Raw genomic sequence first — 12,717 nt, forward strand, 5'->3', positions numbered from 1 at the left:
ATACTTCAATATGAAAAAGGTAAATTTAAGATTGGCAATACGAACGTTAAACAGAATTCCATTTCTCTTTTTAGAATCAAAACGACAATATTGTGGAACCTCTACAGAAACAATAGATTGCGACACTAAAATATTCTCCCCTAGTTTTGCTTTACTAATAGTATATAGGAGGAGAGCCCTGAATCCTAGATCCTCTGTTATAATGTCGTTACAAACAGAGTTGAAAAAAATCGGCTCTATAATATTTGTAGTGGGTAAATCCTCTATAGATATTATGGAGCCTATTTTTGTATAGAAAAAAAGTCCCATAAGATCTATAATGAAAAGCGACCAAACAACTCATTAGAAAGATTCATATGGAACAATTACATTTTATCACAAAACTGCTCGATATCAAAGACCCTAATATCCAATTTATGGATATCATCAATAGGGATACACACAAGGAAATTATCGCTAAACTGGATTATGAGGCCCCCTCTTGTCCTGATTGCGAAAGTCAAATGAAGAAATATGACTTTCAAAAACCGTCTAAAATTCCTTACCTCGAAACGACTGGTATGCCTACTAGAATACTTCTTAAAAAGCGTCGATTTAAGTGCTATCATTGCTCTAAAATAATGGTCTCAGAGACCCCTCTCGTCAAGAAGAATCACCAAATCCCTCGTATTATCAACCAAAAAATTGCGCAAAAGTTGATTGAAAAGACTTCTATGACCGATATCGCTCATCAACTGGCTATTTCAACTTCAACTGTCATTCGCAAGCTTAATGACTTCCGTTTTAAGCCTGATTTTTCTAGTCTTCCTAAGATTATGTCCTGGGACGAGTATGCCTTCACTAAGGGAAAGATGAGTTTCATTGCACAAGATTTTGATAATCTCAACATCATCACTGTTCTTGAAGGCAGAACACAGGCTATCATACGAAATCACTTTCTGCGCTACGATAGAGTCGTTCGTTGTCAGGTGAAAATCATTACGATGGATATGTTTAGTCCTTATTATGACTTGGCTAAACAGCTTTTTCCATGTGCTAAAATTGTTCTAGATCGTTTTCATATTGTGCAACACTTAAGCCGTGCTATAAGTCGTGTCCGTGTTCAAATCATGAATCAATTTGAGCGAAAATCCCATGAATATAAGGCTATTAAACGCTACTGGAAACTCATTCAACAGGATAGTCGTAAATTGAGTGATAAACGATTTTATCGCCCTACTTTTCGTATGCACTTGACGAATAAAGAAATTCTAGATAAGCTTTTGAGCTATTCAGAAGACTTGAAACACCACTACAATGTCTATCAACTCTTACTCTTTCACTTTCAGAACAAGGAGCCAGACAAATTTTTCGGACTCATTGAGGACAATCTTAAACAGATTCATCCTCTTTTTCAGACTGTCTTTAAAACCTTCCTCAAGGATAAAGAAAAGATTGTCAATGCCCTTCAACTACCTTATTCTAATGCCAAATTAGAAGCAACTAATAATCTCATCAAACTTATCAAACGAAATGCCTTTGGATTTCGGAACTTTGAAAACTTCAAAAAAAGGATTTTTATCGCTCTCAACATCAAAAAAGAAAGGACGAATTTCGTCCTTTCTAGATCTTAGCTTTTCTTCAACCCACTACAGTTGACAAAGAGCCAAAAAATCTTAAAATCAGAAAAACGCATTATACCAGGCATTAAAAGCTTGATACAATGCGTTTTATTATAAAAAGATCTACTGGATTTTTTATCAAAATAAACTTCCAGTAGGCTTTTCACTTTTTATTAATAAGTTCCTTCTTCACCTTGGCTAGTCAAGATAACAGGACCATCTTTCGTAATGACAAATTGGTGTTCATATTGACAAGATAGCCCACCGTCAATAGTCTTATGAGCCCAACCAGTCTTCATATCTGTATCAATTTCCCAGTCACCTGTATTGATCATTGGTTCAATAGTCAAGACCATTCCTTCACGAAGACGGAGTCCTCGACCTGCAATACCATAGTTAGGAACCATTGGTTCTTCGTGCATGGTTGGGCCAACACCATGACCAACCAAATCACGCACTACACCGTAACCACGGCTTTCAGCGTATTCTTGAATAGCCGCACCAATATCACCGATACGATTTCCAACAACAGCTTGTTCAATCCCCTTGTACATAGCTTCTTTAGTTACATCCATCAGATTTTTCACTTCTTCGGACGGTGTACCAACAGCATAAGCCCAACATGAGTCTGCAAGACCACCAGAATAGCTCTGAGTGTATTTCTTCATTTGCTCAACATTGTTGAAGTTTAATTTTGAGACATTCAGGTCAGATTTAGCAATAGGACCTCCCAAAACCATATCAACTTTGAGCAAATCACCATCTTTCAAGGTATAGTGACGAGGGAAAGCGTGAGCCACTTCATCATTAAGAGAACAGCAGGTAGCATAAGGATAGTCCATCATGGCACCGTCAACCCCAATCTGAAGCGGAAGGAAATTTTCTTCCTTACAACGACGGCGAACATACTCTTCGACTTCCCACATATCTACGCCAGGCTTAATCAAATCACGTAAGCCGATATGAATACTTGCTAGAAAATCACCAGCCTTGTCCATAGCTTCGATTTCACGAGCTGATTTTAATGTTATCATCTTTTCTCCTAGTTTCTAATTAATTTTAACGGTCACATTTGCTTTTGAAACAATCTGATGACCATGATAAATATCGTAATCAATAATAGCTGATCGTCTAGTATGATGGATGATGCGTGCTTGAATGCGCAGTATATCATCTATCTGAACAGCCTGCAAAAAGTAGATTAACATCTGCTCGATGATGAGATTGCGCCCACTATTCACAACTAAATCTTGAGTCATGTGGGTCAGAATTTCTGCCAATACACCATTAGCCAAAACACCGTTCTTCTCTAGCATAAAGGGTTCCACTGTAATGACGACTTCATCATGGTGATAAGAAAGTTTTTGACCAATCTGCTCAGAAAAAGTAGGTAGAGCAGAAACTTGAGAACGGCTCATCTTCTCCATGACATCTCGTCTGGTTACAACGCCAAGCAAGGTTTGATTATTCCGAACAACTGGTACCATTTCAAAGTCTTCAGCAATCATCCGTTGACTCACATTGGCAATATTTGTCGATAATCCAACTAAAAATAGACTACGCGACATAACCTTGTCAATTGTGGTACTTGGTGACTTATCGCCCGCATCTCTCATAGTTACAACTCCAACGACAACCTGATGTTGGTTAATAACTGGAAAACGACTGCTTCGATTCTTACGAACTAAGTCCAAATAATCTTTAACGGTATCGGTCTCTCTCAAAAAACCATACTCATGACTTGGACGATAAAGTTTCTCAACTGTCAGAATATCAGTCTTGATTTGGACATTTGACAAGGCTTTATTGATCATAGTCGCGACGGTGAAAGTGTCATGCTTGCTTCTTAGAACAGGAATCCCTTTTTGATTGGCCAGTTTAAGAACATCATCATGAATCTGAAATCCCCCTGTAACTAGAACTGCATTTTCATTTTCAAGTGCTAACAGTTGGATACGGGTACGATCTCCGACAATCAAGAGCCCCCCATCGTGAAGGTAAGATAAAATATTTTGTTCTGTCATAGCACCAATTGAAAACTTACTAAATTCTCTCTCTAAACCTTCTTGCCCAGCCAGCACCTCAGAAGAAGTCACTTCTGCAATTTCAGCAAAAGTTAATCTCTCTATAGCAACTTTCTGGGATTTAACACGAATTGTTCCACTTCTGGGACGGGTCTCCACAATTCCACGGTTTTCAGCTTCTTTAATGGCTCGATAGGCAGTTCCATCACTGACTCCCAGATGGTTTGAAATGCTACGAACACTGACCCTTTTACCTACTGGTAATTCCTCCAAATAGCTTAGAATTTCTTGGTGTTTACTCATTAACTTCTCCCTTTACAAAGCGAAACTCAAGATAATCTCGCATTTTCCTTGTATAGCGATCACTTCCTTTAAACTGACGAATCAATCGAAATCCAGCCCTAAGAGCAACCTTTTGACTTGCTTCATTTTCAAGGTGGGTAATGATGGATAATTGTTTTAAGCCAAATTCTTCAAAAGAAAGTTGACAAATTTTTCTAACAACCTCTGTCATAAATCCTTGCGACCAAGCATCTTTTCTCAAAAAATAGCCAAGTTCTGCTTCTTTTTTGATTTCATCTAACTTTTCAAACTTAACAGAACCAATCATTTTTTCAGTTTTCTTGTCACAAATAGCCCATACTCCCAAAGGGGACTTCATAAAGTAATTGGCCAACGCATATTGGCTCTCTTCCAGACTTGCCTGAGTCGGGAAAATAAATTGAAGATTTTCTGGATTCGAAGCTATCTCATGGAAGTCATGACTATCACTAAAAAAGAAAGGACGCAAATACAAGCGATCCGTTTCAAAAAAAGAAAACATTGCTAATTTGGTCCAAATATTCATAAACACCTCTACGGTTTAATCCTCAACAAGTGTAATATCCGCTCCTAGATTACGTAATTTTTCGATAATATCAGAATAACCACGTAAGATAAACTCGATATTGGTAATTTCAGTTTGTCCCTCGGCCATCAAACCAGCAATAACCAAAGCTGCACCAGCTCTCAGGTCAGTTGCTTTAACACTGGCTCCACGTAAATCACGACCACCTGTGTACAAAATATGACCATTTGTTGTCGAAATGTCCGCATCCATCTTTGCTAGTTCAAAAACATGATTTACACGTTTTTCGTAAATCGTATCAACAATTGTACCACGACCATTCGCTCTTAGTAAAAGTGGGGTAATCGGTTGTTGCAAATCGGTAGCAAAGCCCGGGTAAGGAGCTGTCTTAATATTGATTGCTTTCAAATTAGACTGCTCTTCGACAAAAATGCTGTCTTCAGATACAGTCATTCTCACTCCCATTTCCTCCAGTTTAGCAATAAATCCTTCTAGGTGTTCGTAAAGAACATTATTTATACGAATCCCCTTGCCGACTGCAGCAGCTAAAGAAATATATGTTCCAGCTTCAATACGATCTGGAATCACCTGATGACGGGTTCCATGTAATCTTTCAACACCATCAATAATGATGATATTAGTTCCTGCCCCACGGATATGGGCTCCCATATTATTCAAGAGAGTAGCTACATCAATAATCTCAGGCTCACGGGCTGCATTTTCAATAATAGTACGACCATTTGCTTTAACTGCAGCAATCATCGTATTGATCGTTGCCCCTACACTAACCGTATCCATGTAAATACTTGCACCATGAAGTCCTGTATCTTTAGCAGATAACTTCATGTTATCTCCCTCGTAACTAACAGTGGCACCCATAGCTTCAAACGCCTTAAGGTGTAGGTCAATCGGGCGAGGACCAAGGTCACACCCTCCAGGCAAGCCAACTGTGGCTTCACCAAAGCGACCTAAAAGACTTCCATAAAAATAATAAGATGCACGAAGACTATTGATTTTTCCATAAGGCATTGGAATATTTTGAACACCTCTTGGATCAATCTCCAAGACATCATCATAACGCTTAACAGTAGCTCCCATTAATTCCATGATTTCGACAAGACTTGCTACATCCGAAATATCTGGAACGCAATCCAAAGTCACCACATCATCAGCCAAGATAATAGCCGGAATTAAGGCTACAACACTATTTTTAGCACCACTAATAGTGATTTCACCTTGTAGTGGTAATCCACCATTGATAACAATTTTTCTCATTCTAAGTTTTTAATACTCTTTCAAGATTTCTAATAAGGTCTTTAAAATAAATTATATCATAAATGCAACCTTTTTTCCATCCTTTTCAATTTTATTGGATAAATCAGAGTTGATGAGTTAGTCACTGATACTCAATGAAAATCAAAAAGCAAACTAGGAAGCTAGCCGCAGGCTGCTCAAAACACTGTTTTGAGGTTGTAGATAAGACTGACGAAGTCAGTCACATATATACGGCAAGGCGATATTGACGTGGTTTGAAGAGATTTTCGAAGAGTATAATCTTTCTCGAATCGCTATTGCCCCTTTTTTGCCCCCTGAAACCGAGCAGGAGCTAAGAACTAGCCCCCTTATCTAAGTATCGGAATACGGCTGTTCAACTAAACTTTAGAAAGAACTTCTCCCCCTTCTCTCAGTTCACAGAAGCGTTTTATACATACCGTCCTATATTTCATGAACAAGACGTTTTCAGGCTAGCATCCTATCAGACAATCTATTTTAAAGATAACCGTGACTCAGGATCACTTCTATCTGTCGTTTTCTCTTTATAGTGATAGACCTCACGGGATAAGTCGTACATCTATCCTCGTTTATACAAGATATGAGGACGTTAAAAGGTTACAGTGAAAATAGGAAATCTTAGTACGAATTCAATTACTCTCGTGCTTTATGTATATAGGTTACGACTACCTTTTTGGAATTTAGAGTTTTGAGCCCCCTTATCTACTATATACGCCTTACTATCACGTTCCTGTTCGTAGAGCCACGATTTCGCTATCCCTTCCTCTGACGATTCTTATTTCCAGCATCAGACTTAAAACGGTCTATCCCTAGACCGTTTTAATTCGCTACCTCACGATAGTCAGGCTTGGGAATCGCTATTTGACTCGCCGAGAACTTTGACATCAGATATACTATAACAAAGTGAAATAAGAATTAAACAATTTAATTTTGAAATTCAAATCAATTGATAACAACATTTTAGAAGATATTCTGTGCTATTCCAGATTCAGTTTGCTATACATCCCGTCGTACCACAAAATCCCGTGTCTGATGAGGCACGGAATTGTTTAGCTTCTTTACTGAGATGGATTGTCTTTTTTAGTTCGTGCCAATCTCAGGGCACGATTTGGATTGAGACGATTAAATAGTTCTTCCAATTTCTTTTCATTCCAAACGTCTGCGGCGGAAACGAAATTGCCATCCGCATCTCGGAAAGATATCGGTTTATCTCCCATACCAGTCTCCTAGTCTACAAATTCAAACTCAAATTTACCAATTCGGACCAAGTCACCATCTTTAGCACCACGCGCACGAAGGGATTCATCAACCCCCATACCACGAAGTTGGCGGGCAAATTTCATGACAGATTCATCACGATCAAAGTTGGTCATATTAAAGAGTTTCATGAGTTTTTCACCAGAAAGTACCCATGTCGCATCGTCATCACGGCTAATTTCAAAGGCTTTCTCTTCCTCGTCAAAGCCGTAGTATGCTTCTTCTTCCATATCTGACTCGTCATAGAGCAAGAATTCTGGTGTCTTATCTAACAATTCAGCTGTAGCATCCAAGAGCGTAGCCAGACCTTGCTTGGTCAATCCAGAAATTGGGAAGATTGCTGGTAACTCTTCAAATTCATCATAATTTTCAGCCAATTTTTTCTTAAATTCTTTAAGATTTTCTTGACTCTCAGGCATGTCCATTTTGTTGGCTACGATAATCTGTGGACGCTCCATGAGACGGAGGTTATAAGACTCTAACTCCTTATTGATAGCTAAGTAGTCCTCATAAGGGTCACGACCTTCGCTAGCTGACATATCAATGATATGGAGGATGACACGTGTACGCTCAATGTGGCGGAGGAACTGGGTTCCCAAACCAACTCCTTGACTAGCCCCTTCAATCAAACCTGGCAGATCGGCTACTGCAAAGGATTCACCTGATTGGGTACGAACCATACCTAGATTTGGCACAATGGTCGTAAAGTGGTAGGCACCGATTTTAGGTTTAGCTGAGGTAATAACACTGAGCAGTGTTGATTTCCCAACAGATGGGAATCCAACCAAACCAACATCTGCCAAGATTTTTAGTTCCAATTGTAACTCACGTTCCTGACCTGGTTCTCCATTTTCAGAGATTTCAGGTGCAGGATTTTTTGGTGTCGCGAAACGAATATTTCCACGTCCACCACGACCACCGTGGGCAACGATAAATTCTTGCCCGTGTTCAATCAAATCTGTCAAGACCTTGCCTGTCTCAGCATCACGAACAGTCGTACCTTGTGGTACTCGAACTCTAAGGTCCTCAGCACCACGACCATGCATCCCTTTGGTCATTCCTTTCTCACCAGAATCAGCCTTGAAATGGCGATTATAGCGGAAATCCATGAGGGTACGTAGACCTTCATCTACAATGAAGATGACATTGCCTCCACGACCTCCGTCACCACCCCAAGGACCACCATTGGGGACATATTTTTCACGGCGAAAGGCAACCATGCCATCACCACCATTACCAGCCTTGACCTTAATCTTGGCTGTATCTAAAAACATACTCATTATTTCTTCTCACTTTAAAAAAGGGCTGGGAAATCCCAGTCACTAAATTTTCTTGAATCTATTTTATAGATTACTGAGGGCACCAATTGCAGTTGCAAAAATTCCCAATAAACTTGCTACTAGCATGATAATCACGATAAACAAGGTTATTTTCTCAAACATAGTTTTTTTACGATTTCCATTATCTCCAAATGCCATTTTTTTCTCCTTCGTTACATTCTATTTTCTATTATCTTAGCATGAATTGAGCTAGTTTTCAATAGTCACTTGCTACTGGTGCAATCATCCATAAAATGATATAAGCTACAATTCCCGCTCCGTAACAGCAAGCAAGAACACCCCATATTACGCGAACGATAGTTGGATCCATATCAAGATAATGGGCCACTCCAGCACAAACACCCGCAATCTTTTTGTCACGCCCACTTCTCATTAATTGTTTTTTCATAGCTGTTCCTCTTTCTATTCTTCATGGTCTTTCCAATAATCTCTTATACTGATCAACTGTGTTTTTGAAGCTTTCAGCATGCGTCTAGAGCCTTTTACCGGTACAGCGACCACTTTTTGCGGTAGATACAAAACTGTCTTAAAGATACGCTGACTGACCGTATCATCTTTTGCTAAATCTTTCTGGAAGTTATTTGAAATTATGGCATCCAGATAAAACTCATGCACTCGTTTCCCAAAGTTCTCAGCTGAAATCTCGTACAATTTCTCTGATAAGGTATGCTCATTCATATCTGGCGTTGCAATCAGGGCCTCCAGAATAGCTCCAGCCAAGTCATGTTCTCCATAGTACAAGGTTCCAAACATTTTATCACTGATAAGATTGTCCAGATAAGGATTTCCGTGAGCAATGACAGGTGTTCCACTGGCCAAACTTTCTAAGTAGGTCAAGCCTTGGGTTTCACTTGTCGATGCCGAGATGAAGAAATCCGCCGCCTTATAATAAAGAGCTGTCTCACTAGGAGCAATCATGCCTGTAAAGATGACGGAGTCTTGAATCTCTAGTTTCTTGGCTTGCTCTTTGAGGTCATCCAGATAAGGTCCATCCCCAGCTACCACCAGTTTCACCTTGTCTTCCTCTCTCAGAACTTCTGCAAAGGCTGCTAATACTGCTTGAATATTTTTTTCATAGGAAATTCTGGAAAGACTAAGCAACATCTTTTCATCATCTTGAATCCCTAGTTTACTACGTAGTTCTTGCAGATTTTCTTGCTTGATTTCTGGACGGTCAAACTTAGCTAATTCAATCCCAGTTGGAATGACCCGTTTTTCAACCTTGACCTTATAGTCAGATAGCAAATCATGGACAATCTCACTAGGACAAATAACCCCATCCACATCATGCAGAAAACCTCTAACCAGATACTTGACCATACTAGGACGAATCAACATCCCCTTGGCAATATAATGCACATAGTCTTCGTATTGGGTGTGATAGGTATGGATGACTGGAATCTTCAATTCACGCGCAATCCAAATCCCCAACAGGCCAAGAGAAAATTCTGTCTGAGTGTGGATAATATCTAGCTGATATTGTTTAGCAATTTCAAGTGCCTTGCTAAAACCTCGGTAGGCAAAGCGGCGATCCTTAAAAGCAAAGAAGGGAACACTTGGAATGCGGATAATTTGCCAATCTTCATAACGATTGACATCCTTATCTGTTGTCGTAAAGATAAAAACAGCGTGCCCCTGCTTTTCAAGTTCGGTTTTCAAGGTTCGAATACTGGTCGCAACACCTGAAACCTGAGGAAAATAGGTATCTGTAAATAAACCAATTCGCATAGATTACCTCACTTTTTACTTTCTCCCTAAAGCGGCTTGTTTCTCATAAAAGTCCAACCAGATTTGTAACAGATGCTCTTCAGAATACTCTCTAGAAATATTCTTAGCTTTTTCTTTCAAATCTTTTAAAGCAACAGGATTCGCTTGATATTCCAGAATAGCTTCTTTCATCTCTTCTCTATCTGCTGTCGCCCGATAATCTCCCTCCAAAATTACCTTATAAAGATCTAAATCACGCAACATAATCGGAGCTTCACAACTGGCAGCTTCTAGGATAGTCATAGGAAAGAGTTCATTGTAACTAGGAAGCAAGAAAAGATCCGCTAGGGCATACAATTCGCGCATCCGCTCTGGCGATACAATACCTGGAAAAATCAAATTTTTAGGGGGATTCTCCATGATTTTCTTGTAGCGTTCATAACCATCTGTCATGCCACCAAAAGAAAAACCACCAGCCCAGATAAAGGTAATCTGCGGCAATTCCTCAGCCAGACGGATAAAATCGTCAATCCCTTTGCGCTTCTGAACTTGACCAGCACCTACTACGATAAACTGATTGTTACTAAGACCTAGCTCTGTACGCAGTCTCGCTACCTCTTCTTGCGGAAGAGGATGCCATTTTTCCTTGTTTACAAAGTTAGGAATATAGGTCACTTTTTCACGTGGAATACCAGCTGCCACCAAATCCTCGATAAACATAGGATTGACCACCACCAAGTGCTCCATCCGTTTGTAAAAAGAAAATACATAGCGTTTCACAATTCCCTTTAAGAAAAATGGAATTTTCAAACTCCCCTCAAGTGTATCAGGCAAGAAGTGCACATAGCCAATTTTCCTTCCTGAGCGTTTTTTCTGGAATGTCGATAAATAATAGGGGAAATCAATTGTATGAAAGTGAGTCACATCTGCCTCTATTGGAAGATTTTCTGTAACAATCAATTGGTCCTTGGCATCACGGTGAAGAAGACGAACTAATTCACGGTAGGCACCTGAAACTCCTTGTCCTGCTACTTTCTCACTTGAACTCAACATATTGATGCGTAATTTCTTTTTTTCCATAACTACTATTATATCATTTTCTTTGAATAAAATCAGCAAAAGAAAGGAGAGACTAGGGAAAAGAGAGGAAATTTCCTCGCTTTTCCAATAATCTCTCACATGCTTTTATATGTTTATTTAATTCCTAGGGCAATGCGTGCATAGCGACTCATTTTTTCAACAGTCCAGGCTGGATACCAAACCAATTTGACCTCAGTATCCGTTACTTCTGGCACCTCTGTCATGGCATCATAAATCTGGTCTGTCAAAAGATCTGCCAGGGGACAACCCATAGTTGTCAACGTCATATCAATCTCTGTTTGCCCTGTGTCGCCGTCAAAACGAATCTCATAAATCAAACCAAGATTGACAATATCGATTCCCAACTCAGGGTCAATCACTTCTTCCAAGGCTGATAAAATTCGTGTTTTGATATTTTCAATTTGCTCTTCTGTATAAGCCATATTCATCCTCACTCTTAGTCTTCAATAAAATCACGAAGCGGTTTGCTGCGACTTGGTTGGCGTAGTTTTCTCAAAGCTTTAGCTTCAATCTGACGGATACGCTCGCGAGTCACGTTAAAGACTTTACCAACATCTTCAAGGGTACGCATTTTACCATCATCTAGCCCAAAACGCAGACGCAAAACATTTTCTTCACGGTCTGTAAGAGTATCCAAGACCTCATCCAACTGCTCACGCAAGACAATACGAGTTGTATAGTCCACTGGATTTTCAATCACTTCATCTTCGATAAAGTCCCCAAGGTGGCTATCATCCTCTTCACCGATTGGAGTTTCAAGGGATACCGGTTCTTGGGCAATCTTCAAGATTTCACGAACCTTGTCAGGGGTCATATCCATACGTTCAGCGATTTGTTCTGGTGTCGGATCTTGCCCCAATTCTTGAAGAAGGTTACGCTGTTCACGAACAAGCTTGTTAATCGTTTCAACCATGTGGACTGGGATACGAATAGTACGAGCTTGATCCGCAATAGCACGAGTGATAGCCTGACGAATCCACCAAGTTGCGTAAGTTGAGAACTTAAATCCTTTAGAATAGTCAAACTTGTCAACCGCCTTCATTAAGCCCATGTTCCCTTCTTGAATCAAGTCAAGGAACTGCATACCACGGCCGACATAGCGTTTAGCAATAGAAACAACCAAACGAAGGTTGGCTTCCGCAAGACGTTGTTTGGCTTCGATATCACCCGCTTCAACAGCTAGTGCCAATTCTTTTTCCTCTTCATTGGTCAAGAGAGGAACGACTCCGATTTCTTTCAAGTACATACGAACAGGGTCATTGACCTTAGCCGAAGTTGACCCAATCAAGTCCTCATCGCTGAGTTCTGGTTCTTCTTCAGAGCTAAGAACACGAGCACTCGGATTTCCTTCGTTATCTGTGATAGAAATTCCTGCATCCTGAATTCGTTGCAAGAGATCTTCAATTCCATCAGCATCCAAGGTAAAAGGAATCACCAGACTTGCATTAATTTCATCATCAGTTGCTGTCCCTTTTTGTTTATGATTACGGATAAATTCTGCTACTTGTACGTCAAATGTTGTTACTTCTTTTTGTTTTGTTGCCATT

At 39.8% G+C, this 12,717-nt stretch carries 13 protein-coding genes; 1 reads left to right on the top strand and 12 read right to left on the bottom strand.

Annotated features, from left to right (window positions below; all coding sequences use genetic code 11):
* Positions 1-356 precede the first annotated feature (356 nt).
* Positions 357-1,613, top strand: a complete 1,257-nt coding sequence (locus AC6I9F_RS05610; protein WP_050213065.1) for an ISL3 family transposase — start codon at positions 357-359, stop codon at positions 1,611-1,613.
* Positions 1,614-1,774: 161 nt separating this feature from the next.
* Here AC6I9F_RS05610 and AC6I9F_RS05615 read toward each other — a convergent pair whose 3' ends face one another.
* The 12 genes from AC6I9F_RS05615 to rpoD form a co-directional block, all read right to left on the bottom strand.
* On the bottom strand, positions 1,775-2,635 hold the full coding sequence (locus AC6I9F_RS05615) for a methionyl aminopeptidase (RefSeq protein WP_084953909.1): 861 nt from the start codon (positions 2,633-2,635) through the stop codon (positions 1,775-1,777).
* A gap of 15 nt (positions 2,636-2,650) precedes the next feature.
* Positions 2,651-3,928, bottom strand: coding sequence for a CBS-HotDog domain-containing transcription factor SpxR (gene spxR / locus AC6I9F_RS05620; RefSeq protein ID WP_498020987.1), 1,278 nt, complete (start codon positions 3,926-3,928; stop codon positions 2,651-2,653).
* A complete protein-coding gene (locus AC6I9F_RS05625) occupies positions 3,921-4,472 on the bottom strand; it encodes a GNAT family N-acetyltransferase (protein WP_498023193.1) in 552 nt (183 codons plus the stop codon). Before AC6I9F_RS05625 ends, spxR begins: the two co-directional genes overlap by 8 nt.
* A 15-nt stretch (positions 4,473-4,487) precedes the next feature.
* Positions 4,488-5,747: a UDP-N-acetylglucosamine 1-carboxyvinyltransferase gene (gene murA, locus AC6I9F_RS05630; RefSeq protein ID WP_061088064.1), complete on the bottom strand. Its 1,260-nt coding sequence runs from the start codon at positions 5,745-5,747 to the stop codon at positions 4,488-4,490.
* Positions 5,748-6,823: 1,076 nt separating this feature from the next.
* Positions 6,824-6,982: a hypothetical protein gene (locus AC6I9F_RS05635; protein WP_007284777.1), complete on the bottom strand. Its 159-nt coding sequence runs from the start codon at positions 6,980-6,982 to the stop codon at positions 6,824-6,826.
* 9 nt (positions 6,983-6,991) lie between these two features.
* On the bottom strand, positions 6,992-8,302 hold the full coding sequence (gene obgE / locus AC6I9F_RS05640; RefSeq protein WP_498020989.1) for a GTPase ObgE: 1,311 nt from the start codon (positions 8,300-8,302) through the stop codon (positions 6,992-6,994).
* A 63-nt stretch (positions 8,303-8,365) separates the two neighbouring features.
* Entirely contained in the window at positions 8,366-8,500 is a 135-nt protein-coding gene (locus tag AC6I9F_RS05645) for a DUF4044 domain-containing protein (protein ID WP_000863859.1), read from the bottom strand.
* A 58-nt stretch (positions 8,501-8,558) separates the two neighbouring features.
* A complete protein-coding gene (locus tag AC6I9F_RS05650) occupies positions 8,559-8,735 on the bottom strand; it encodes a PspC domain-containing protein (RefSeq protein WP_498020998.1) in 177 nt (58 codons plus the stop codon).
* Between the two features lie 29 nt (positions 8,736-8,764).
* Positions 8,765-10,090 carry a glycosyltransferase family 4 protein gene (locus AC6I9F_RS05655; RefSeq protein WP_498021000.1) on the bottom strand — a complete coding sequence of 442 codons (1,326 nt, stop codon included), beginning with the start codon at positions 10,088-10,090 and terminating at the stop codon, positions 8,765-8,767.
* Positions 10,091-10,105: 15 nt separating this feature from the next.
* Positions 10,106-11,149 carry an alpha-galactosylglucosyldiacylglycerol synthase gene (gene cpoA, locus AC6I9F_RS05660; protein ID WP_498021002.1) on the bottom strand — a complete coding sequence of 348 codons (1,044 nt, stop codon included), beginning with the start codon at positions 11,147-11,149 and terminating at the stop codon, positions 10,106-10,108.
* A gap of 113 nt (positions 11,150-11,262) precedes the next feature.
* The gene (locus AC6I9F_RS05665) at positions 11,263-11,592 is read right to left on the bottom strand and encodes a metal-sulfur cluster assembly factor (protein ID WP_000331925.1); all 330 of its coding nucleotides are present in this window, start codon (positions 11,590-11,592) and stop codon (positions 11,263-11,265) included.
* Between the two features lie 14 nt (positions 11,593-11,606).
* Positions 11,607-12,716: an RNA polymerase sigma factor RpoD gene (gene rpoD / locus AC6I9F_RS05670; protein ID WP_045611498.1), complete on the bottom strand. Its 1,110-nt coding sequence runs from the start codon at positions 12,714-12,716 to the stop codon at positions 11,607-11,609.
* Position 12,717 lies beyond the last annotated feature (1 nt).

Source organism: Streptococcus nakanonensis, assembly GCF_059738785.1.